Annotated in this window: 25 protein-coding genes; 9 read left to right on the forward strand and 16 right to left on the reverse strand. The window is 60.2% G+C overall.

The annotated features are described in order from the left end of the window. The first annotated feature begins 224 nt into the window (after positions 1–224). The 5 genes from AWB64_RS14775 to hutC are packed head-to-tail and all read left to right on the forward strand — an operon-like array spanning position 225 to position 4,135. Positions 225–1,058 (forward strand): transporter substrate-binding domain-containing protein, encoded by an 834-nt coding sequence (locus tag AWB64_RS14775; RefSeq protein WP_060856185.1) that lies wholly within the window; start codon positions 225–227, stop codon positions 1,056–1,058. Positions 1,059–1,110: 52 nt separating this feature from the next. Further along, positions 1,111–1,767 (forward strand): amino acid ABC transporter permease, encoded by a 657-nt coding sequence (locus AWB64_RS14780; protein WP_060856186.1) that lies wholly within the window; start codon positions 1,111–1,113, stop codon positions 1,765–1,767. A gap of 1 nt (position 1,768) precedes the next feature. Continuing rightward, complete coding sequence (locus tag AWB64_RS14785) at positions 1,769–2,437, forward strand: amino acid ABC transporter permease (RefSeq protein ID WP_060856187.1); 669 nt, start codon at positions 1,769–1,771, stop codon at positions 2,435–2,437. A gap of 40 nt (positions 2,438–2,477) precedes the next feature. After that, positions 2,478–3,356: an amino acid ABC transporter ATP-binding protein gene (locus AWB64_RS14790; RefSeq protein WP_060856188.1), complete on the forward strand. Its 879-nt coding sequence runs from the start codon at positions 2,478–2,480 to the stop codon at positions 3,354–3,356. 5 nt (positions 3,357–3,361) lie between these two features. Then, a complete protein-coding gene (hutC, locus tag AWB64_RS14795; protein WP_244164065.1) occupies positions 3,362–4,135 on the forward strand; it encodes a histidine utilization transcriptional repressor HutC in 774 nt (257 codons plus the stop codon). Positions 4,136–4,165: 30 nt separating this feature from the next. On the opposite strand, the gene hutH is transcribed toward hutC, so the two are convergent. The 6 genes from hutH to AWB64_RS14825 all read right to left on the reverse strand — a co-directional run bounded on the left by hutH (position 4,166) and on the right by AWB64_RS14825 (position 10,930). Continuing rightward, positions 4,166–5,695: a histidine ammonia-lyase gene (gene hutH, locus AWB64_RS14800; RefSeq protein ID WP_060856190.1), complete on the reverse strand. Its 1,530-nt coding sequence runs from the start codon at positions 5,693–5,695 to the stop codon at positions 4,166–4,168. A gap of 343 nt (positions 5,696–6,038) precedes the next feature. Further along, complete coding sequence (locus tag AWB64_RS14805; RefSeq protein ID WP_060856191.1) at positions 6,039–6,677, reverse strand: LysE family translocator; 639 nt, start codon at positions 6,675–6,677, stop codon at positions 6,039–6,041. A gap of 130 nt (positions 6,678–6,807) precedes the next feature. Next, entirely contained in the window at positions 6,808–7,677 is an 870-nt protein-coding gene (locus AWB64_RS14810) for an ABC transporter substrate-binding protein (protein ID WP_244164066.1), read from the reverse strand. Between the two features lie 68 nt (positions 7,678–7,745). Then, a complete protein-coding gene (locus AWB64_RS14815; RefSeq protein ID WP_060856192.1) occupies positions 7,746–9,140 on the reverse strand; it encodes an MmgE/PrpD family protein in 1,395 nt (464 codons plus the stop codon). Next, the gene (locus AWB64_RS14820) at positions 9,137–10,057 is read right to left on the reverse strand and encodes a polysaccharide deacetylase family protein (protein WP_060856193.1); all 921 of its coding nucleotides are present in this window, start codon (positions 10,055–10,057) and stop codon (positions 9,137–9,139) included. Before AWB64_RS14820 ends, AWB64_RS14815 begins: the two co-directional genes overlap by 4 nt. A gap of 3 nt (positions 10,058–10,060) precedes the next feature. Further along, positions 10,061–10,930 carry a polysaccharide deacetylase family protein gene (locus AWB64_RS14825; protein WP_060856194.1) on the reverse strand — a complete coding sequence of 290 codons (870 nt, stop codon included), beginning with the start codon at positions 10,928–10,930 and terminating at the stop codon, positions 10,061–10,063. Between the two features lie 181 nt (positions 10,931–11,111). Here AWB64_RS14825 and AWB64_RS14830 point away from each other — a divergent pair, with 181 nt between their 5' ends. The 3 genes from AWB64_RS14830 to AWB64_RS14840 all read left to right on the forward strand — a co-directional run bounded on the left by AWB64_RS14830 (position 11,112) and on the right by AWB64_RS14840 (position 13,529). Beyond that, positions 11,112–12,017, forward strand: a complete 906-nt coding sequence (locus tag AWB64_RS14830; RefSeq protein WP_060856195.1) for a LysR substrate-binding domain-containing protein — start codon at positions 11,112–11,114, stop codon at positions 12,015–12,017. Between the two features lie 327 nt (positions 12,018–12,344). Continuing rightward, entirely contained in the window at positions 12,345–12,674 is a 330-nt protein-coding gene (locus AWB64_RS14835) for a hypothetical protein (RefSeq protein ID WP_060856196.1), read from the forward strand. 51 nt (positions 12,675–12,725) lie between these two features. Continuing rightward, positions 12,726–13,529 carry a glycosyltransferase family 2 protein gene (locus AWB64_RS14840; protein ID WP_075643288.1) on the forward strand — a complete coding sequence of 268 codons (804 nt, stop codon included), beginning with the start codon at positions 12,726–12,728 and terminating at the stop codon, positions 13,527–13,529. 50 nt (positions 13,530–13,579) lie between these two features. Here AWB64_RS14840 and AWB64_RS14845 read toward each other — a convergent pair whose 3' ends face one another. From AWB64_RS14845 to AWB64_RS14870, 6 genes are read right to left on the reverse strand one after another with little or no spacing between them, the layout of a single operon-like run. Beyond that, positions 13,580–14,635, reverse strand: coding sequence for a vWA domain-containing protein (locus AWB64_RS14845; RefSeq protein WP_063493219.1), 1,056 nt, complete (start codon positions 14,633–14,635; stop codon positions 13,580–13,582). Further along, complete coding sequence (locus AWB64_RS14850; protein WP_060856198.1) at positions 14,632–15,159, reverse strand: hypothetical protein; 528 nt, start codon at positions 15,157–15,159, stop codon at positions 14,632–14,634. The genes AWB64_RS14845 and AWB64_RS14850 overlap by 4 nt, the downstream gene beginning before the upstream one ends. Beyond that, on the reverse strand, positions 15,156–16,136 hold the full coding sequence (locus AWB64_RS14855; RefSeq protein ID WP_060856199.1) for a vWA domain-containing protein: 981 nt from the start codon (positions 16,134–16,136) through the stop codon (positions 15,156–15,158). The genes AWB64_RS14850 and AWB64_RS14855 overlap by 4 nt, the downstream gene beginning before the upstream one ends. Next, entirely contained in the window at positions 16,133–16,996 is an 864-nt protein-coding gene (locus AWB64_RS14860; protein WP_060856200.1) for a hypothetical protein, read from the reverse strand. Before AWB64_RS14860 ends, AWB64_RS14855 begins: the two co-directional genes overlap by 4 nt. Further along, entirely contained in the window at positions 16,993–17,865 is an 873-nt protein-coding gene (locus AWB64_RS14865) for a DUF58 domain-containing protein (RefSeq protein WP_060856201.1), read from the reverse strand. Before AWB64_RS14865 ends, AWB64_RS14860 begins: the two co-directional genes overlap by 4 nt. Positions 17,866–17,869: 4 nt before the next feature. After that, positions 17,870–18,889 (reverse strand): AAA family ATPase, encoded by a 1,020-nt coding sequence (locus AWB64_RS14870; RefSeq protein ID WP_060856202.1) that lies wholly within the window; start codon positions 18,887–18,889, stop codon positions 17,870–17,872. A gap of 286 nt (positions 18,890–19,175) precedes the next feature. On the opposite strand from AWB64_RS14870, the gene AWB64_RS14875 reads away from it, so the two are divergent. Then, the gene (locus AWB64_RS14875) at positions 19,176–19,442 is read left to right on the forward strand and encodes a hypothetical protein (protein ID WP_063493222.1); all 267 of its coding nucleotides are present in this window, start codon (positions 19,176–19,178) and stop codon (positions 19,440–19,442) included. Positions 19,443–19,484: 42 nt separating this feature from the next. On the opposite strand, the gene AWB64_RS14880 is transcribed toward AWB64_RS14875, so the two are convergent. From AWB64_RS14880 to AWB64_RS14895, 4 genes are read right to left on the reverse strand one after another with little or no spacing between them, the layout of a single operon-like run. Next, entirely contained in the window at positions 19,485–20,396 is a 912-nt protein-coding gene (locus AWB64_RS14880) for an MBL fold metallo-hydrolase (RefSeq protein ID WP_060856204.1), read from the reverse strand. Beyond that, positions 20,383–21,156 carry an SDR family NAD(P)-dependent oxidoreductase gene (locus AWB64_RS14885; RefSeq protein ID WP_060856205.1) on the reverse strand — a complete coding sequence of 258 codons (774 nt, stop codon included), beginning with the start codon at positions 21,154–21,156 and terminating at the stop codon, positions 20,383–20,385. Before AWB64_RS14885 ends, AWB64_RS14880 begins: the two co-directional genes overlap by 14 nt. A gap of 13 nt (positions 21,157–21,169) precedes the next feature. Beyond that, positions 21,170–22,150 (reverse strand): shikimate dehydrogenase family protein, encoded by a 981-nt coding sequence (locus AWB64_RS14890; RefSeq protein ID WP_060856206.1) that lies wholly within the window; start codon positions 22,148–22,150, stop codon positions 21,170–21,172. After that, complete coding sequence (locus AWB64_RS14895) at positions 22,147–22,797, reverse strand: glucose-6-phosphate isomerase (protein WP_060856207.1); 651 nt, start codon at positions 22,795–22,797, stop codon at positions 22,147–22,149. Before AWB64_RS14895 ends, AWB64_RS14890 begins: the two co-directional genes overlap by 4 nt. Positions 22,798–22,974 lie beyond the last annotated feature (177 nt).

Genomic DNA, 22,974 nt, shown 5'->3' on the forward strand with positions numbered 1-22,974 from the left:
CCGCCAATTACGCGAACGCAACCCGGCGTTTGTTCGAACTTGAACATGCCTCCATGCAAGCCCGATACTGCCTTTCACGAAGTATTTTTGACACGCTTGGCAATGCAAATTGACGGTATATACTGAATCGCGTCATCTGGAATTCAGCATGCTTGCTCACCATCCGCCCATCAAAACCGCTCGCTAAACAAAGCCGGGTTCTCTTATATCAGGGGAGTTCAACAATGAATGTGTTCTCGAAGTTGAAGGGTCGCCTGCTCGTGACCGCATGGGTCATGGCGGCGATTTCGGTTTCAGCGCATGCGGACGACCAGTTGGCGAAGGTCAAGAAGGCGGGAGAACTGGTCGTTGGAACCGAGATGCAATTCGCTCCGTTCGACTTCCTGGAAAACGGTCAGCAACAAGGCTTCAACAAGGACTTCTTTGCTGAACTCTCGAAGGAAATGGGCGTGAAGGTACGCTCCATAGACTTACCCTGGCCGAGCGTGCTGCCGGGCCTGGAAGCCGGCAAGTTCGACATTGTCAGCGGTCCCGTGACCATCACCAAGGCGCGCATGGAGCGCTACGAATTCATGCTGCCGATTGCGGACGGCACGGTCGCCCTTCTCAAGCGCGCAAACGACGCAAGCATCAAGACGAACGCCGACGTCGCCGGCAAGGCGGTCGGCGGCGGCAAGGCAACCGCCCAGCTCGACCAGTTGAAGCAATATGTCGCCACACTCCCGGGCAAGACCAGCGTGCGTGAATACATCGATAACAACCAGGCTTATGCCGACCTTGCGGCAGGCCGGATCGTCGCCGTGGGCAACTCGCTGCCGAACATTGCCTATGTGGCGCGCCAGCGTCCCGACACCTTCGCCGTGGTGCAACCGCCGTTCGGCACGAAAGTGTATTTCGGTTATCTCGGGCGCAAGGACGCAGACAGCAAGCCGCTGCTCAATGCGATCAACCAGGCGATCATCAAGATGCATGGCGACGGGCGCCTTGCCGCCCTGCAAAAGAAGTGGTTCGGCGTGACCATGGATACGCCGACAACCATGCCAACGCCTAACTATTGATCCGGGAACCGATAGTGGTTCGCCGCGCCTTCGAATTCCCGCCGGACAGCCCATGTTCAGCCTTCATGCATTGTTGGACGCCCTGCCGCTTCTCATCAAGGCCGCGCAAGCCACGGTCCTGATTTCACTCGTCGGGCTCGTGGTGGGATTTGTCGTTGCGATCGGCGTGTGCAGCGCGCGGCTTTCCAGGAACCGCGTTGTGTCGAAGCTCGGTGGCGCGTATGTCGGTTTCTTTCGCGGCGTGCCGCTGCTCGTGCAGCTTCTGCTGACCTATTATTTCCTGCCCTTCATAGGCATCAACGTGCCGCCGCTGGTCGCCGCGGCCGCGGCGGTTTCCCTGTGCGAGGCCGCTTATCTCGCGGAGATCCTGCGTGGCGGTTTTATCGGCATTGCGCATGGGCAACTGGAAGCCGCGCAATTGCTCGGCTTGTCGCGCATGCAGGCCGTGCTGCGAATTCAGGTGCCGCAGGCGCTGCGCACGACACTGCCCTCGCTCGTCAATGAAATGGTGATGCTCGTGAAAGCGTCTTCGCTGATCTCGGTCGTGGGTGTCGCCGACGTCACGCGCACCGCGCAGAATATTGCGGCGAGCACGTACCGGCCGCTCGAAGCGTATGTGGCGGCCGGGCTGGTGTATCTCGTCATCAACGGTGCGCTCTCGCTCGCGGGTCATCGCGCCGAGCGCCGCCAGGCTCAAGCTGCGGCGTAGCATGGCCATTCATTTCGATCCAACCGTTCTCACCGGTTCCCTGCCCGCCCTGGCCGAAGGCTTCGCGACAACCATCGCCGTGTGGATTGGCGGCGTGATGATCGGCATGGCTATTGGCTTCGCCATCGCGATTCTGCAAATTTTCTGCGGCAAGTGGGTGCGCGGGTTCCTGCGCGCGTATATCGAGATTTTTCGCGGCACGCCATTTCTTGTACAACTTTTCGTGCTGTATTACGGCGGTCCGTCACTGGGGCTGTCGCTTGAACCGTTGACGGCCGGTATCGTGGGATTGGGCTTGTACGGCAGCGCGTATTTCGCTGAAGCATTTCGTTCGGGCTTTACTTCCGTGCCGCGCGGCCACATTGAAGCCGCGCAGTGTCTCGGCTTCACGCGGCTGCAAGTCATCATGCGCGTACAGTTGCCGCAGATGCTGGTGATCATCGTACCGGCGTTGACGAACCTAATTATCGTGCTGAGCAAGGAGACTGCCGTGCTGTCGGTTGTCACGGTGCCGGAGTTGACGTTCGTGCTAACGGGCATCGGCTCGGAAAAGTTTGCATTCGTCGAGACACTCCTCGCGCTGTGCGTGTGTTATCTCGTGCTCGTGGAAGCCGCTTCACGGGCGGGACAGTGGGTCGAACTGCGTGTCGGCCGATTCCTTGCACGATGAATCCATGAACGGCAGCAACACACAACGCGAGTGCTGAATCATGAAAAAACCGCTCAATGGCAACGCGCCGGCGCAAACCGAATATCTCGTCGATGCCCGGCATGTCGGCAAGCATTTCGGCACGCTCAAGGTGCTGGACGACGTATCGCTCGCCGTGCGCAAGTCGGAGGTGACGTGCATCATCGGGCCATCGGGTTCAGGCAAGAGCACCTTGCTGCGATCGCTTGCGTTCCTGGAGGAATACAGCGAAGGCGAGATCTACATTGAGGGAGAATTGCTCGGCTACGTGACCGGACGCAACGGCAAGCGCGTGCGCGCACCGCAGGCCGAGATCAACCGCGTGCGCCGTAACGTGGGCATGGTGTTCCAGCAGTTCAACCTGTGGCCGCACATGACGGCCATGGAAAATGTCGCCGAAGCGCTCGTGCGGGTGCGCAAGCTGCCGAAGGCCGAAGCGCACAAACGCGCGCTAGCAATGCTCGATAAAGTCGGCCTCGCCGATCGCGCGAACAATCACCCCGCGCGCCTTTCCGGCGGCCAGCAGCAGCGCGTGGCGATTGCCCGGGCGCTGGCAATGGAACCGCACATCATGCTCTTCGACGAACCCACGTCGGCGCTCGATCCCGAACTCGTTGGCGAAGTGCTGCAAGTCATGAAGAACCTCGCCAACGACGGCATGACCATGGTCATCGTCACGCATGAAATGGGGTTTGCGGCGCAGGTGGCCGACACCGTCGTGTTTATCGATCATGGCAGGATTGCCGCGCACGGTTCGCCCGAGGATGTGTTCCATAATGCGCAGCAACCGCGCCTTCGCCAGTTTCTGCAAAACTATCTCGACCGCAATGCATTCTGGGCGCGTCGCGAGGAAACCGCTCCGGGCGCCGTGCCGGTCGCGACCGAATCCAGCAGGATATGACGAACATGAATACGAACGGGCTTTCCAATCCAGCGCCGGCGCCCTCTGAGGCTGCCGCGCCGCTCGCACGCTACGAGCGCGTGAAGGAACATATCCGCACGCGCATTCTCTCCGGTGAATGGCGGCCGGGTGACCGGATTCCATCGGAGATGACGCTGGTCGGCGAACTGGGTGTGTCGCGCATGACCATCAACCGTGCATTGCGCGAGTTGACCGAGCAAGGTGTATTGACGCGCTTTTCGGGCGTCGGGACGTTCATTGCAGAAGAGAAGCCGCAATCCACGTTACTGATGATCGCGCACATAGGCGACGAGATCCGCGCCCGCGGTCACGAGTACGGTTACTCCATCATGCTCGCCGCGCGCGAGGCGGCCGCAAGCGATGTTTCCGCCGCGCTCGGTCTTGCGCCGGGCGCGTCCGTGTTTCATGTGGTGTGCGTGCATCGTGAAAACGGCGTGCCGGTGCAACTCGAAGACCGGTATGTGAACCCGGAAGTCGCACCGCATTTTCTCGAGCAGGATTTTTCGGCCGTGCGGCCGTCGGAGTATTTGTTCAACACCGTGCCGGCGCACGAGGTGGAGCATGTCGTGGATGCCGTGCTTCCATCACGCGCCGATGCAAAGCTGCTCGAGATCGGAGCCGATCAGCCGTGCCTGACACTGGTGCGCCGCACATGGGCCAACAACGTGGCGGTGACGTTCGCGCGCTTCGTGCATCCTGGCACGCGGTATCGGCTGGGATGCCGTTTCAGCAGCGACAGCATGCAGCGGCAGAGTTGACCACGCATCTGCCGCTGCAAGGTGCAAAGCTTAAAGCACGCCGTGCGATGCGAATTGCAGCGGGCAGAATCCGGCAATCTTGCCGCTCGTGACCTGCTTCGCCACCGCCACAATGTCGGGCGCGAAGTAATGATCGAGTTCGTAGTGCTCCACGTCGGTGCGAATGGACTGCATGACGGGCTGCAGACGCGGGCTCGTGAGATGCGGAGCGCGCAGGTCCACGCCTTGTGCCGCCGCGAGCAGTTCGATTGCGAGAATATGCGTGACGTTCTCGGCAATATCGCCAAGCTTGCGGGCCGCGAACGTTGCCATGGAGACGTGATCTTCCTGGTTCGCCGAGGTCGGCAACGAGTCGACCGAAGCCGGATGCGCGTAGGTCTTGTTCTCCGACGCAAGCGCCGCCGCCGTCACGTGCGCGATCATGAAACCCGAGTTCACGCCGCCATCGCGAACCAGAAAAGGCGGCAGGCCAGAGAGCGTGGCGTCGATCAACAATGCAATCCGGCGTTCCGCCAATGCGCCGATTTCCGCTGCGGCAATGGCGAGGTTGTCGGCCGCGAACGCGACCGGTTCCGCGTGAAAGTTGCCGCCTGAAAGCACTTCGCCGGTGTCCGGGAAAATCAGCGGATTGTCCGATACGGCGTTCGCTTCGATCAGCAACACATTGCCGGCGTGACGGATCTGGTCGAGGCATGCGCCCATGACTTGCGGCTGGCATCGCAGGCTGTAGGGGTCCTGAACCTTGTCGCAATCCTGATGCGACAGGTTGATGTCCGAACCGTCCAGCAACGTGCGATAGGCAGCCGCTGCATCGATCTGGCCTTGATGGCCGCGCAACGCGTGAATGCGGGCGTCGAAGGGAACGACAGAACCCATGGCGGCGTCCACCGACAACGCGCCCGACACCAATCCCGTGCGATACAGGTCTTCGATTGCGAACATGTTGTACAACGCAAGCGCTGTGGATGCCTGCGTGCCGTTGAGCAGCGCGAGCCCTTCCTTTGCTTGCAGCGTCAGCGGCGCGAGTCCCACCGACTTGAGGCCGTCGAGCGCGGGGGCAATTTTTCCATCGAGAAACACTTCGCCGATACCCATCAGGACGCCCGACATATGCGCGAGCGGCGCAAGGTCGCCCGATGCGCCAACCGACCCTTTGACAGGAATGACAGGCAGCACGTCCGCGTTGAACAGCGTGATCATGGCGTCCATCACCTTGCGGCGAATGCCGGAGTGACCGCGCCCGAGGCTCGACAATTTCAGCGCCATCAACAGGCGTACAACGGGCGGCGACATGGGCTCGCCTACCCCGACCGCGTGCGATAAAACCAGATTGCGCTGCAGGAGTTCAAGCTGGTCGGCGGGAATATGGGTGTTGGCGAGGCGCCCGAAACCCGTGTTGATGCCGTAGGCCGGCAAACCTTTCGCGGCGATCTCCTCGACCGCTTTCGCGCTGGCGTCGATAGCCGCGTGGCTTGCGGCATCGAGTTCCAGCTGGACGCGCTCACGGGCGATCTGGCGCAGTTGCGGGAGAGTGAGTTTGCCGGGGGTTAGCTTGATCATCGGTTGTCCTTGGGCTGTGAGGCTGCGCGTTTTCGCGCAAGGCTATCTTGTCTATACAAGAGCATACCCGCGAGTCTAGGACAACAAAATCGGTATATACAAGTACTTTTTAGATTCGGGCTACGTGAAAGCGGCGGGAAATTTTGGCTCGCGGCGGCCGTACTGGGGCTTTGCGCATAAAAGGTGGAAATAAAATCGAATCGTGAAATTTTAAACCCTGGCATCCGCTCCGCTCATTCCGTGTCATGAAATTTCCTGTCTATACCGCGTGAGTGCCACGGCAACTGCGGCAACGCGGTTCAACGTCAGAATTCGCGAAGTTGGCTTCCAGATGCATTGAACTTCATATGCCCGCTTTGTGCGCCGCAAAAATCAGCCGCAGCCCCAGCAAGGCGACCGCCGTCGCGGCAACGCGATCCACCCATTTCTTCCCACGCAGATAAACCTCACGCGGACGACGGCTCGAAAAACACAATGCAACGATGGTGTACCAGCCAGCCTCGATTCCGAAAAGCATGGGAGGCAGAACGAGATAGCACCAGAGCGGCGGATGTTGGGGTAAGAGCGCCGCGAAAATACTGCCATACCAGATGGCGGTCTTCGGATTGCTGAGTTGCGTGGTGAGTCCAATCAAGAACGACTTGCGCAGGTTCCGGTTCTGCGCAGAACGCGCCTGGTCCACCGATAACGGACTTGATGCACCACGCCAGATATTGAACGCGATATAGATCAGATAAAGGCCGCCGGCAATTTTCAAGGCCACGTAAAGCCACTCGACCGCCGACAGCAGCGTATACAAACCCGCAAGCGCGATGCCGCTAAAGAAGACTCCGCCCACGCCCATGCCGAGCGCGGTAGCGAGTCCATCGGCGCGAGACAGGCCGATTGCGTTGCGCGCGACCAGTACAAAGCTCGGACCTGGGCTCATGGCGCCCATCAATATTGCAGCGAGAATGGCAAGAACGGCGGCTGATGCGGTCATCGGCGAAGCTCCTTTTTGCGAGCGGCGAAGCGTTTTCGAGATCATGAAAATAACACGGTAACGCAGGCTGATCCAGCGCTCGCGCAACGCCTCAACGGTATTTTGAAATCGAGTCGAATCCGATGCAGCCCTAACGAAGCGTCGTACCGTTCAACGTGATCTGCCTGACCGCGCTCGATTGCAGATTCCACTTCACGGCAATCGCGGCGTACGTCCCGTTGGCGATCAACGTATTGAGCGCGCCGAGCACGGCGTCGCGCAATCTCGCATTCGACTTCGCGAACGCAATGCCTTCGGGCGATGTCGCAAACGGTTCACCGATCGGCTTGTACGTATTCGGCTCAAGCTTCATGACGTACGGCAGGGTTTCGCTGCCCTGCACGCCTGCTGCAATCCGGCCCTGCTTGAGCTGCAGACGCGCCGCGGATGTGTCCTCGGTTCCCGCCACGTCTATTGCGGCCTTGCTCGCGCCTTCGCAATGTTTCGCGCTCCATGCGGTGGTATCGGCGGGGAAGGATGTGCTGCGGCTCGTTCCGACCGGTTTGCCGCAAAGATCCGTGGCCTGCCTGATCTCGTTTGCACGCGACGCGAGGATATAAAACTGCGCGCCCGAATTCAGGTAGTCCAGAAAATCCGCTGTATCGCGACGACCCGGGACATCGCTTAAACCGCTCAGGATCATATCGACACGACCCGTCGCCAGCGACGGCAACAATTGTTCGAACGCCGACTCCTGCCAGTCGAGCTTCACACCCAGTTGCTTTGCAATCGCGTTGCCAAGATCAATGTCGAAACCGACCAGATCGCCGCTCTCTGGATCCTTGTATTCCATCGGCGGATAGATGGAATTCACCGCGACCTTGATCACCTTCGACTTCATGATTGCATCGGGCAAGGCCTGCGCGTTCGCGCCGCTTGCGAACAGACACGTCAACAGACACGCCGACAGGCACACGGTCATCAGGTTGGAAACGGCACGCATCGGGTTCAGCTTTTTCATGGAAGTCACCCCTGGATGAAAGGTCTGGTTGAGTCGGATGTCGCGCTTTGATATGGCGAGGTGCGTGCCTAACGCAGTACAGGGCGCGCGTCCGCGTTGCCGTCGAGCCACTGCGCGAGCGTTCGTGCATCGGCGAGATGGTCGAGATCGAGCACCGCGGTTTCAATCGCGTTGATCGATGCTTCGGGAAGCGTCAGGCTCGCCAGCGCGCGGAACTTCGCAGCCAGGTCTGCATCGGAAACGGGGTTGCGCGGGTCGCCACGCGGCACGTTGACCTGTTGCGAACGCGGCTCGGCGCCGGACATGGCGAGCGTGATGATCGGCTCGTCCAAATCCGACATGGCGGGATCGATCTCGAGCGTGATACGTTGCATGGCGGCTGCAATGCGAGGGTCGCGACGCTGTGCATCGAGGTACGCGCCTATGCCCGCGTGACCGTTGACCAGCACCGTGGCGATAGCATATGGCAAGCTCATCTGCGCCGACGCGAGCGTGTTCAGGTCACGTCCACCGCACATCTGATTCACGAAGGCGCTCAGGCTGACATGCACGCCGGTCAGGTTGTCCAGGTCCGCCGCTCGCCCCTGCAAGAGTTCCAGCGTGGCATCAATGGCCGCATGCGTGCTTCGGCACGCGGCGTGCGGTTTGATCGAACAGCGCATTAGCTTCCACACAATGCCGAGATCCGCGAGCAAGGCGTCGGGTTGCTGCGTATTGCGTGCGAAGGCGTTGAAAAAACCGCCCCATACATCCTCGAAAATCTGCTTTGGACCACTGATATTCTCTCGCGCGAGCAATGCGGCAAGCAATCCGCCCTCTGCCGCGCGGCCCGTATGCATGCGTTTTGTCTGCGATGCATCATGGATGAAGCCCCACAATCCGCCGCTGAAACTTCCGGCGTGGCCGAGTGCTGCTGCAATCCCGGTGGCATCGAGGCCAAGCAGACGCGCGCTCGTAGCAGCCGCGCCGAACACGCCACACGTCATGGTGGAATGCCAGCCGGTGTTGTTATGCGGCGAATATCCTCCGCATGCTTCGAGCACGCGGCGGCCGACGTCATAGCCAATCACCACTGCTGTCAGGAATTCTCGCCCCGATACTGGCCGCCCGGTGCAGGCAAGCGCGGCGAATGCCGCGGGCAGTACAACCGCGCCCGAATGATCGCAACCGCCGGCGTCATCGAGTTCGAGGGCATGGGCCGCAACGCCGTTGACGAAGGCGGCGTCGCGTGCGTTGAAGCTCGAGGACGTACCCCATGCGCGCACATGGCCCACGCTTCCCATGCTCATTACTGCACGCGTGCTGCGCGCTTCAACTGCCGCAGCGCCACCCAACGCGGCGCCAAGCGTATCGAGGATATGGCGCTTTGCTTTATGCACGACGGCGTCTGGCAGCGAGTCGCCTGAAGTCTCGCCGATAAAATCCGCCAGTCTCTGCGACAAGGTCGATTCGCGCGTGTTCATGCGTGCTCCTGCCAGTGCCGTGCATACACCTCGACCGGATGACCGGGCTCGTTGCTCGTAACGCGCTCGCGCCACCACGCGGCCATCTCCGCCCCGGTCGCAATCCAGACATCGTTGTGCGAGCGGATATGGGCGAGCAGTTCGCGCAGTACGTCAATGCGCCCCGCCGTGCCGATAATTTCCGGATGAAGCCTCAGCACAAAGCACAATCCAAAACGATGAAACGCCGCGAAGTCATGCTTCCAGTTAGCAAGCACTTCACGATAAGACGGAATACGCGGCTGCCCGACAGGCACCGCCGGCGAGAGGTTGTACGCGAAGTAAGGTTCGTCTTCGAGTTCGTAGTGCAGGGGCAATTCAACAAGCGGCGGCTTGGTCAGCACGGCATTCGTATCCGGCAGATGGAGGTAAGGAAGATCGTCGCCGCGCCAGGACGACGACCATGTGACGCCTTCGTCCCGTAGAAAGTCCGTGAAGCCCGGCGCCCAGTTTCCAGTGAACGAGCGAAAGCCTTCAGCACGGCGGCCGGTGACGTGTTCAAGCGCGGCTTGCCCTCGCGTGAAGACATCCTTTTGCTGGCCGAGCGTGAGCGCATCGAAGTTTTCGCACACGTAACCGATATTGCCGATCTCGTGTTTCTGCCCTGCTATCCGGGCAAGCAGTTCCGAATGCGTCTCGGCCACGCGGCCCGGCACGAACCAGCTTGAACGGACATCAAATTCTTCCAGCGCACCGAGCACGCGATCCACGCCGCGTTTCGCGCCATAACGCCATACCGACAGCGATTTTTCCCGGCCCGCAATGCGTGGCTCCTGCATAAGGATGCCGTGTTCATCGTTGAAATCGACCGTGACGACCACGGCGCTTCGCGCATCCTGCGGCCAGCGCGAAGGGTGTTCTGCCTGTTTCTCCTGCATCGCTCAGGCCTCCTTCGGATTCATGGGTGCGTACTCGTCGTGCCACCATTGCGCCACATCGCGGCACGTGGAGAACCACACGTCGCCTTTCGCGTGCATGTGATCGAGCAGGCTCTCAAGCAGCGCAATGCGCCCCGGCTTGCCCGAGACCTTCGGATGAAACAGCGTGGTCAGACACAGTCCGTCGCGATGCGAACCGTCGAACTCACGGCGCCAGTTGTCGAGCGTGGTGTCGTAGCTGGCAATGCGATCCAGGCTCGCCGGGAAGTTCGGATTGCGGTGATACGCAAGCGACGCATAGTCGTCCATCTCCCAGCGCCCGGGGATCTCGACCAGGGGCGTACCGCCGCGTTGCGCGGGAAGGAAGTAAGGACGATCGTCGCCGCGCATGGAGCTCGAATAGCGCACGCCGGCTTCCATCAGTACGCCGATAGTGTCAGGCCCCCAGTCGCCCGAGGGCGTGCGGAAACCGACCGGGCGCATGCCGAGATATTTGTCGAAGACTTGCGCCGAGCGTTCCATCACCGCGCGCTGTGCATCGCGGTCGAGCGTCCAGAATGCTTCATGCTTGTAGCCGTGATAGCCGATCTCATGACCGCCTTCCAGGATCGCCGCGCATTGTGTCGGCCAGTTCTCGAGGACCCACGCGGGCACGAAGAACGTGGCGGGTACGTTGCGTTCCGCGAGCATGCCGAGCAAACGGCCCAAGGCGCGCCACGGGCCGTAACTGCCGAGCGTGAAATACGCCGGGTTGTTCCAGATCGAACCGTCGAGCATGGCGTCGCCAGTGGGACCATCGAGATCGAAAGCGAGTGCGAAGCAGGATCGCTTTCCATCGGGCCAGCGTGGTCTGTCGAGATCAGTTGCCGGCATTGATGAACGCCTTCTGGTCTGAGTGTTGACTCATGCGAAATCTCCACGGAACTGATGATTTGCAGCGGTGGCTAGCGATCAAAAACGCAAAGCGGCCCACGCCATTCCACCGATTTTATGAACGCCAATTTCTGGCCCACCAACGGTAAAATCTCATGGTTACCATGCACAACTTGCATAAATGAAAATCGAGCGATATCCGCCGTTCAATGTTCTGCAGTCGCTGCTCGTAGTTGCGCGGTGCGGGAATTTCACGGCGGCTTCACAGCAGTTGTTCCTGAGCCAGAGCGCCGTCAGCCGGCATATCCAGCAGATCGAGGAGTATTTCGGCTGCGCGCTTTTCGTGCGCCATACGCGCATGGTCGTCCCGACGGAGGCGTGCCAGCGGCTGGTGCCGATCGTGGAAGAGTTGCTGGCAACCGCGCGCCGATCCATGCATGTCACGAGCACGGGCGGCCAGACAGTGACCTTGCGCGTCACGCCCACACTCGCCGCGCGCTGGCTGATGCCGCGCCTGCCGAGCTTCTATGAGGATGTGCCGGGAACGCAGCTCAATATAGATACCGCGTGGTTCCTGCCGACCAATTTCGGCGAAGGCACGCTAGATGCCGCCATTCTCTTTGGCAACGGCCGTTGGGACGGGCTGGAAGCGACGTGCCTGATGCGGGAAAGACTGACGCCGGTGTGCTCGCCGCAGACGGCGCACGGAGAGCCGCCGCTGCGCACGCCGGCAGACCTGAAACGGCACACGTTGCTGCATTCGAGCTTTGGGCGGCGCGGCTGGATGTTATGGCTGCAGCAGGAAAGCGATGAGCTTGCTTCGCATGCGTATCGGGAGCAAGTCTTCGATACGCTCGACCTCGCGTTTGGCGCAGCCGTTCGCGGGATGGGCGTCGCGCTGGGCGACTTGAATCTGGTGCAGGAGAATCTGGCGAACGGCGCGCTGGTAGCGCCGTTCGACCGTGTGCTGGAATCGGGCTCGGGATATTACCTCGTGCATCCGCCGCGCAATGAATATCGCGAGAAACTCAGGCCGCTGCTTGCGTGGTTGCAGGGGATTGCGGCGGCAAATCTGTACACAGGCTAATGCGTGACTGTCCTGTCCATTGTCTTCAGACTCAGACCAAAAGCAGTATTGGCGTAAGCGAGATTCAACCGTCGCACCGCCAAATGCCATCTGTTTTCTGCGAAATCACCGACCTGCGGGCTTTTCGGAAAATTAGGACAATGCTTATGCCCCAAAGATCAATAATTCGATACATTTGTTTCCCGACGAATATTCGTGATTTTCCAGTATGGAACGTCTCAATCGTTGACGTTTATTCGCGGAAAAGATGGGAAGCATCTTTTCCGGAAGTGTCGAGGTCGAATATGGTTATTAATTTTTATCGAATTAGCAGGAATGGAGGTCTTAATGGATTCGCTTGATTCAGCGCACAGATTCATGGGCGGGGTTTTTCTCGGAGCGCTTGTTGCTGCGGCACTTTCACTTCTTCTCGGCTACGCCGGCGACTATATTCCCTTTATTGCAGCAATGCCGCCGATTGAGAAAATCGTCATATCGGCAATCATCTCGATCATTGTCGTATGCGCAAAGCCGTGCATAGAAAAATTTATTCAAAAACGCGACGAAGATAATCCTGTGCTACGTGAAGACCGGAATTCGGTCATTCGCGGAAGGATTACCGGAGTTCCCTTGGGTGTTATCGTTGCGATTCTGATTCAAATTTATATTATTGCCTAGCAAGTATGCACGCCGATTAAGTTAGCCAGATATCCGGAACATGTTGAGCTCATGAATCAGCAAATAGATACGCCAACGCTATCGACCGTTATCCCTTGCCACAATGGTGCAAGCACATTGGCTCGCGCCATTCTTTCCGCAATAAACCAGGTCGAGCTAAATGAACTCGTAGTTGTAGTGGACGCGTCTTCCGACAACAGCGCGCTCATTGCACAGCAGTTCGCGCAATCCGATCCGCGAGTACGCGTCATCGATCTCGTGACGCGAGGTGGGCCGGGGTTCGCGCGCAACATCGGCGCGGCTGCGGCCACCGGCGACATCCTGTGTTTTCTCGATTCCGACGACGAGCACTTACCCGGGTATTACAAGTTTGCAAAAGCCGCACTCACGGCCAATCCGCAGTGGGGAGCGGTGAAATCGGGTGCCGAGATCGTCGGCCTGCCCGCGGACCTTTCTTGCGAAGACAGTGATCCGCGCTACGCCGCCGCCATGTACTCGGCGCCCTGGAATCTTGCAATGCGCAGGCCGCTTTTCTGGCTGGTTGGAGGTTTCCCCCAAAGCGCACTCTTTCTCGGCGAGTTCGGCGGCGAAGACATCGCGTTGAACAGGGCATTTCATGCCAACTTTCCAGTTGCAATTACCGCGCTAAAGTTCTGTCGGCATTACAACCATCACAATTCGCACCTCGAAAGGTTTCTGCGGCGCGCTACCGTGGTTGACGGAGAGATAGTGGTCAGCAAAGGTCAGCCGGATAAACGCGATCTTGCGGTGAATGACGCAGTGCTCCAGCACGTCGCCCAGGCGGCAGCCAACCGCTCTGTGCTATCGCGTTACATGGCCCTGGATCAGCCCTGAACAAGCGCCGGAAAAAGATAATGCCGGCGCTTCTCGCCACGAGCGCCCCGCTATTCGGAAAACGCACGAGTTCCAGCCGGGTTGGCCGTCGCCGTGGTTATATGACGCGAGGCCAACCCCCGATCCCTCTTGCCTTGTATGATGGTCTGCAAAGCTGCTACTGGAGCTATTGCGGCAAGCGCTGCGCGTCGTGGGACCCGCCTCGCGGGTAAAGGCAGGAACCTCCACGTCAGCAACAGCAGCGCAAGGAATGCCGGGCATCCATTGACCTTCATCTCCGCAGGTTCGCTATGCGCCAGATTCGGATCGAGCATTGCTTTGGTCAACGACGAAGCGTCGCGCAGGCGTGCATAGCCAAAACCAATTCGCGAGGCCACAGAAGCCAGATACTCACCGCGCAGCGACGACAACTCTTCGTGACTCTCAGCCGTGGTTGGCTTGCCCGGAATTGTCGGAACCTGGATGACCTGATCGGCACGCCAGAAACCTGTCCTGTTGCCGTTCGCATCTGTCTTCGGAACGCTGACCGGCTGATCGCCACCCACGCCGATCAACCAGCCGCGCACCTTGCTATCGGCGATCGCGCGAACCCGGTCATTCGATGGCAACACAGGCGGCGCTTCCTGCCCATCGGTAAAAAATATCACGGCGCTGTTCATCCCGACCTGCTCCGCCGTATGCACCGCCGAATAAATTCCACCTTCGGCCACGCGGCTCCAATTGGTCCAACGCATACGCCCATTGATCTCGTCGAGCGACGAAAGCAGCGCATCGAAGTTGCCGCATACTTCAATGGGCGGCATCAACAACAAGGTTCGCTGGCCGGTGAAAATGCTCCATCCGAGCTTCGATCCACAGGGCAATTTGCCAAGCGTCTCGCGCATGGCCGCACGCGCGTAATCGAGCCGGCTCAACGGAATCTGGCCGCTGCCGACATCTTCCGTATCCATGCTTTGCGTGATGTCGAACGTGACGATGTAGTTGGCGTTGTCGCGCGGCAGCTTTACAGGCGGCATGACAAGGGCGGCGATCAGCAACAGCAGCGCGAGGGTAATCGGCCATTGGCGTTTTCCGGCAAGGCCCCGCGCGAGCGCCCGGATCATCATGGCAGATCCTCGGCTTGCGCGCCGCGAAGCTTCACGTCGTGCTGTTCCTTCACGTCGGGTTCGTCGGCGCCCTGCACCGCTTCCGGTGCGAGCCACAGTACACGCTCGAGGTTGTAGCGCGCGTCCCAGTCGTCCGGGCTCACGCGCAGCAACTGCCTGTAGCGTTGCTTCGCCTGCTCGAGCAGCGGCAACGATCTGACCGGCCCCGCGCTGCCCTCGCCTGTCGCCTGCCGCACGTACATATTGCCCAGGTCGAATAGCGCATCGTTCGCGACGCGTCCCGAGTTTTCGTCCTGGATCAATGCATCGTAGAGTTTTTGCGCGTCGGCATAGGCTTGCGATTTCGATAACACCATCGCGCGCGCGAGCCGGACTTCGGGCGCATCCACGTTTTGACTTTGCGGGTTTGCAACTGCTTGCGCGATATCGGCTGCATGCTTCAATTGCAGTGCGTCATAAACCGCGACGACCGCACAACCTAGTGCGATCACGCCGAACGCGATGTGCACCGTCGAGCGCTTCATGCCCAGCTCCTCACCTGAATGAGATGCAGCGCAAGCAGCAAGGTGCACAACATGAGCGCGGCCGCGAAGCAATATGAACTTTGATCCTGGCGCGGCAACTGTTCCACGAACGACACCTGATACTTCTGCTGCCGGTTGATGTCGGCCATGGCGGCGGCCATTGCGTCGGCATCGCTTGCCTGATAGAGATGATACGGGGACCTGAGCGTAAGGAAGAACCGATGCAACTCGGCTTCCGCAGACGCGTCGCTGGCGGCCAGCGCCCGCAGGTCGGGACTATAGACGCCGCTGCGCAAGTAGATGAAATACAGGTCGATGCGATTGCGCGCAAGCCCTTCTTCAATGTCACGGCGCGCTTGTGCGTCGAGTCGTGCGCCGCCGTCGGAGACGAGTACGATTGCGCGCCGCGCATCGAAGCTGCGGCCGTCGAACTGGCCGATCGCCGCCTTGAGGCCGCGATCAAGCTGCGTGTCCGCCATGCCACGGCCAATGCCGGTTCCGCCGATTGCATCCAGAATGATCCGGTGATTCGCCGTGAAGCGCACCACGGGGATCGGGCTGATGCCGAACATCATGAAAGCGAGGCGATCGTTGGGACGTTCGTCGACGAAACGGGTGATCGAACGCCGCGCCACTTCGTTCTTCGACATGCCGCGTGAATCGATGGGCTGTCCACCCATTGAGTCGTCCATGCTTGAACTGCGGTCCATGAGAATGAGGATCTCGGCGCCCGTACCGGTGCGCAACGCGCTCAGGTTGGAGCGGCCCGGACCCGCCAGCCCCACGACAATGGCAAGAATGGTCAGCATGGCGCATGCTCTCCACAGCCATCCCACAGCGCGTCCAACCTGATCGGCCGGCAGCCATCCAATGTACGAAAAGCTGAGCGTATCGCCTCGCCGGCGCAGCAGAGGCAAGAGCGCGAGCGGCAAGAGCACGAGTGCCCAGGGCTGAGCGAAATCGACAGGCGACGTCATCGCTGCTGCCGCCTTTGCGCGCGATAAAGCGAGCGGCATAAGTCCGGTAAGGAGAATTCGGCATCGGACAAAGGCAGTTCACGCGATGCAAAAAACCGCTCCCCGGAGTGCTGGTAGAAGCGTTCAAGCTGCGCATGCATGGGCCGCAAATAAGGCGCCTTCGCGAACAACGCGGCAAGCGTTCCCGCATGCACGACTTGCCCGGCTGTCTCATTCAACGCTCGATGCAAACACAGCCAATCGCGCGCGCCGCTATTCTTTCCATCGTCCTTCGAGCCCCGCATCTCGTTCCATGCGCGCGCGAACGGCAGGCGTTCTGCATCGCGGCGATTACGCCATTGCCACCAGCCGAACCACGCCAGAAGCGTTAGCGCGAGCACACCGAGCGTCCACGTCATCTGCCGGCGCAGCGGCGCGGTTCCCACAACCCACGCCTGCCGGTCAGGCCGCAACGCCTGAAGATCGCCTGTTGAAAACGCCGTCTGCGGCGTTAACGGACTCACGCTCACGGGCCACTCTGGCACCTGCAACGCACTGCCGCCGGGTACGTTCAACGTCAGCGATGGCAGCATGACGGTAGTCAGCGCTTGCGGTGCATTGGTGATCTGGTAGTCGATCGTGAGCCACGCGCGGCCTTGCGCGTCGTGTTCGATCCGGGGATTGCGCCGCTCGAACCAGACGCCGGCACGCCCGGTCGATGGCATCGCCACGTTGCCCTTTGACGGGAGCAAGATGCGTTGCGTCAGGACGTCCCCAATCACATGTCCGAAGGCGCGCGGTTGCTCGACGGTGGCAGCCTGCATCGTCAATGCAATCGAGCAGAGAGTGATGGCGGCCAGCCCGCGCGCGAAAAATCTCATGCGGCTGCTTCCAGGAAGTATCGCGACAACGCTTCTGCGCTGAATGCTCCTTCAATGTAGAAGGGTTGCAAGCCGCGTTTGTCGAAGAGACTGTTTATTTCGGCGCGCCGGCGCAGCACGCCCGTACGCCAGTCCTGACGCGTTTTTTCGCGCAACCACAGGGTTCGCCGGTCACCCGTTTCAGCGTCGTCCACGCTCAGCAGCGAGCCGTGACCGGGCGGCTCGGTCTCCGCGCGATCCCAGACGATCATCGGGATCACGTAGGCATGCGTCAGCGTATCGAGCACCTTCGGCAAGCGCGTGAGCGGCCAGTGAAAGTCCGACACAATAAAAATAATGCCCTGCCGCCCCGCCAGTTTCGCGACCGACTTCTCAAGTCCATCGATACCGCCCGCCACGCCCGGCATCCGCGCGGCCTCCCGCAGCAGGCTGGCCAAAACGTCGCCCACGCCCTGACCGTAGCGCGCCGGCGAATACAGTTCTTCGCGCTCGGTTGCGTCGAAGGCGAGCATGCCAACCTGGTCTCCCGCGCGAAAAGCGCTATATCCCAGCGCTTCGACAAAATCTGCCGCCACGTCCAGCTTCGTCTTAAGCAGCCCGAAATGCATGGACGCGGATACGTCGATAACCACATAAACCGGCACCGCGACTCTTTGAAGATGAACCCGCACGAGCCATTCGGCGGGAATGGCGCGCATGCTCGCGCGCAAATCCATGCGGCGCGGGTCCGGGTGATCGAACAGGCGCGCGTGCATGGCGAATGCCTGACCCGCGCCGAAGCTCGAACCCGGATGCGAGCCAGGACGCGAACCACCGGCGCGCATCGGCAACCGGTAGTGAAATTCTGGCATCGCGCTGAATGTATTCATGATTTCAAGGCACCGCGACTTTTGCCATGATCTGCGCAATCAATGCTTCCGCGAGTTCCTGCCGGCGCAACTCGTAAATAGGCGTGAAGAACACGCGATGACCGAGCGCGGGCAGCAAGACCGCGTGAATATCCTCGGGAATCAGATGCGAGCGGCCTGCGAGCCACGCAATCACGCGCGCGGCCCGCAGCATGGCGCTCATGCCGCGCGGACTCGCGCCAACGAGAATGAGCCGCTGCATGTCGACGTTATCCAGCGCGATATCAAAGTGTTGCGGGTTTTCAGTCGCCTGCCAGATGTCGAGCACGTAGCGCTCGATAGTCGCGCTGGCGCTCACGCTGCGCTGAATGTCCGCGCCAATGCTGTTCAGTTCTTCCCACCGGACCACGCCCGGCGTGACTTGCTCAAGCAGCGTGTCGACATCGTGGAAAACAGGATCGAACACCAGCGCGCGGCGCACGTCCGGGTCGGACGGCGTCGGCATGCTTAGCTCGAAGAGAAACCGGTCGCGTGCCGCCGATGCCAACTCGAACGTTTCCTCGCGCTCGACCTTGTTCCTGTCGGCGAACACGATCATGTGCGGAAAACGATATTCCCGGTCGAACGCCGAGACGGAACGCTCGGCCATTGCGCGCAGCAGGAGCGATTGCACTTGCGGCCGGGCACGGTTGATCTCGTTGAAGAAGAATGTGGTCAGCCTTTCGCCGTGCCGCAGCAAAGGCCCGGGATCGATCCGCGGCTTGCCCTCGGCATCCACGTAGGTGTGGTAGACGAGATCCCCCGGCATCATGTCGATGGTGCCTTCAACCCGTCCAAAATCCCCGCCGATAGCACGAGAGAACGCTCGCAGCACCGTGGTTTTCCCGACCCCGACACCGCCTTCGAGCAGCACATGTCCACGCGCAAACAGCGCTACGTTGATGAGGCGAACGGTGTCTCGCTGCCCGATCACGGCTTTTGCCACGCTCTGTTCGACGCGCAACGCACTCTCGCGCCAATCCTGCAGGTGCTCGTCAAAAGCCATCTATCGGGTCTCCATTCGCACGGCGGCACCGTGCCGGAATCAACGCGCCGATCAGGCCATGCATAAGTCATACCGAGCTATGAGAACCTTGGTAACAGTAACAAGAGCGCCTTGAATTCAGCGACCGGGAAACAGACTGTCACAGCATTCGATACACCTTGTGCCTGCGCTGCTGCATCGCAACTCATCACGCCTTGACGCCGATTGGGCACATCGGATGCTGAATGAAAGAAGTAATGCAGCGCGAACGGCGCTGTCCAAACCTGAAGAACATTTGGAGAAAATCATGAAGACCATGATCGTGGCAGCGTGCCTGCTTGCGGGTATTGGAAGCACGTGTGCCTATGCGCAAAACAGCGGGAACAAAAGTACGGCGAACAGCGGAACGGCCACACAGGGCAATCCCGCGAGCGCAGGCGAAGCGATGGGTCAGCCCGCAAGTGCGGGAACCAGCACGTCGGGTAACCAAGGTTCGCTGATGCAACAACGGCAGAAAGCAATGTCGCCGCAAGGCGCATCAGGCGGCGCAGCCACGGGCACGATGAAGCAATGAGGCAAGCGCAAGCAAAAGCGCAGCGCAGCAAAGTCGTGCGCTTTAAACGATCGCCCCTGGCTGGCTTGCGCGCTTCAAACGCCAGGCCAATCCGGTTTGCGCACGCAACAGGGTTAAGCGACCGCTTGCCTCAAGCTCTATACGCTGATCGATGACATCGGCAGGGATAGTATTGAAATCGAACAAGCCATAATGATGCGCAATCAATGCCCGGGCGCCACTGTTTTTGGCGAGCGCAACAGCTTCGTCGAGCGTGAAGTTTCCGGGCACGCCATTGCCGCTGCGCTCGGCATCGCGACCGTTCACGGGCAGCAGCGCCACGTGCGGCTCGAACGCCGACACTGCTTCATCGAGCCCAGCATACGGCACGCAATCGCCCGAGTGATACATACGCAATCCGCTTGCTTCTATCGCGTAGCCCAGCCACGGATAGCGCCCCTCGGCGTCCCGATCCAGCGACTCGTGCGCGGACGCAATCGGCGATACGAAGCAGCCGGGAAGGACCTCGATCCGCTCGCCCGCATTCACCGGAACCAGACGTTCGCTGTCAACGCCACACCGCTTGATTGCTTCATCGACGACCGCTGCGGGAACCACGAACCTGAGATTTTGGAACTGCCGGCCAAGCGGCTGCAATGTTCCGGGGTCCATATGATCCGTGTGCCGATGCGTGCACAACACGACATCCAGCCGGTCGAGCTCATCGGGCAAGACCGGCGCTGCCATCATTCGTGTATGAGGAAACTTCGTGCCCTTGTACTTCTGCGCGAGCGAGTCCGAGAGATACGGATCGATCAACATCCTGAAGCCACCAGACTCGATCACGAATCCAGCCTGCCCGAGCCAGTACAACACGACTTCGCCATGACGAGGCGCCGCGCCGGAATCGGCCAGCCGTTCGCGCAAGGACGTGGAAAAAGTCTCGGTCAGCAGCTGCACGTCACCAGCAGACATAACCGCCATCGGCGAGCACGATCGATCCCGTCATGAGGCTCGATGCATCGCTTGAGAGGAACAGGATCACCGACGCAACTTCGTCCATGCGTCCGAGCCGGTTCATGGGCGTGCCGCCCACCCATTTGTCGAACATTTCCTTGTTCTGATACACGTAGGTATTCATCTCGGTATCGATATACGTAGGCGCAACCGCATTCACCCGCACGCCGCGCGCGCCCCATTCGGCCGCAAGCGACCGCGTAAGGTGATGTACGCCCGCCTTCGACGCGTTGTAGTTCGCCTGTTCCTGCGGACGATTGACAATGAACCCCGACATCGACCCCACGTTCACGATACTGCCCGCGCCGCGCGCAAGCATGCCTTTGCCGAACGCGCGGCAAGCCCAGAACACGCCGTTGAGATTAACGTCGATCACCTTGTTCCAGACTTCGTCCGACATGGTTTCCGCAGGATGATTCGAGATCGCGATACCCGCGTTGTTCACGAGCACGTCCACGCGCCCATGCCGCGCGACCACTGCGTCATTCACGCGTTGCGCCGCGCTCGAATCGGTGACATCGAGCAATTCGGTTTCAGCGCGATACCCCTTCGCCGCAAGGTCTGCCGCAGCTTTATCCAGCAACTCCGCGTTCATGTCGGTGAGGACCACGAGCGCGCCGGCTTCCGCCAGCGCCTCGGCCGTGGCGAACCCGATACCGCGCGCGGCGCCCGTCACCACGGCGATCTTTTTATCGAGCTTGAATTTGTCGAGATACATGCGTGAGTCTTCCTTAAACTGTTTTGGCTGGCGCGGGTTTGCCCGCTTGCGCCGCGATGCGGCTGATTTCATCGAAGCCGGGACCGCTCACCGGAATCTCGACGTGAAAGACTTCGGCGATCACGCGCGTCCATCCATAGATGAAGTAAGTCCAGCCGTCCTCTATCTGCAGCTTGCGTGCGGTTTCCTGCGCGCGCGCCTGATCGAGGAAAACCAGATCGCCACGATAATTCAGGTCCCACACGACCGCGCGTTCCGGGAACGTGGCCGCGTTGCTCAGCGGTGAGCCCGGGGCGTCCTTGCCGAGGCCCGTCGCGTTGATCACGAGCGCGCCCGGCGACAGCCGCGCGAGCACGGCGTCGTTATCTTCGGGTCGCGGAGCCACGACATATTCGCACGGTACATCGAATTCGAGTTCACGATGAATACGTTCGATTTCTTCGAGCCGTCCCGCCGACCGGTTCGATACGATCACCTTCGAAGGACGGTTCGCGCCCCGCGCCTTTTGCATCAGATGCCACGTCAGCGCAATGGTCGAACCGCCCGCGCCCATTGAAAACACTTCCGCGCCGGTGTTGGCGAAATGGTTCGCCGGCAGAAAACCATCGAGCGACAAGCCCGATGTAATGGGATCCTTGGCATGACAGATGAATTTTCCATCCTGCTTTGACAGGCAACTTGTCTCGCCCATGATCCTGGCGGTTGGATCGATGACGTCGAAGAGGTCCTTGCACGCCGCGTACAGATCTATCTTGTGCGTAGTCACCAGCGCGCCAACCGACATTGGATCGTGCTTCAGGAATTCCACCGCTTCCCTGTACGCCTCGGGCGCCGCATGCGGCTGGAAGTCGATGCCTTTGATCTCGACATCGCCAAGACCGAGATGCTTCGCCCATTCCGGGAACACTCGCATGATGGAACTCTGCGCCGTCGTGACGCCAATGAAGTAGAACGTCGGACTCGGCGCGGCCTGGTATTTTGCGGAAGCGCTCATCGGCCGGCTCCTTCTGTGGCGAGCGCGCCGCGCGCGAGCAGCGCCTGAACTTCTTCGGGCGTGCGCTCCTTGTAATCGGGATTCGGCTCGCTGCGCCACGACCCCGCGCCGTCATCGACAATGCGCAACTTCATGCCGTTCGACTGCTCGATGATCGCGTAATCCTGCCCCGAATCCGCCGGATAACAAAACAGCATCACGAAGTCCTCCCGTCCAAGGTTCACCGACCGATGAATCCAGCGCGGCGGCACGTAACACGCCGTGTTCGCCTTCACCTCGACCACGCGCGTGTCGCCGGAGGGCGACTCCATCAGCATCACGCCGTGACCCTTCAGGCCGAAATAAAGCTCGGGCCGGTCTATGGCCGCGTGAATGTGGCCGCGCGTCATGAAGAATTCGTCGCCGACCTTTCCCGGGCTCATGCGCGTCACGCCCGTGATCAGGTCGCCGGGATTGCTGTTCGGCCGATGATCGGTGACTTCGTACACGACCTCGTCTCCGCGCGCGGCTGCAAGCGCATTGAACGCGGCGCTGTCGGCGTAAAGCCCGCTCAGGTCGCGAAGGAATTTCTGATAGCGCGAGCCGGTGCCATTCATCAGGCCCGTCTGCAAATCGACATCGAAGGAACGGGGTTCAGGCCATTGCATCGGGTCCATCTCCTGGAAAAGTGCAAGCCGCCTCGCGCAGCAAAGCGAACGTTAGTTTTAATAATGATATAGTTAACTTAAATACAAAACATCAGGGTTTTCCCCGTCACTTCGACACTGTTTTTCGGCTTAATGATAGCTATACTATCGTTCAAGGTGTGCAGAGACAACGTTACT

Origin of the sequence: Caballeronia sordidicola (genome assembly GCF_001544455.2) — a bacterium.
Classification (GTDB): Bacteria; Pseudomonadota; Gammaproteobacteria; order Burkholderiales; family Burkholderiaceae; genus Caballeronia; species Caballeronia sordidicola.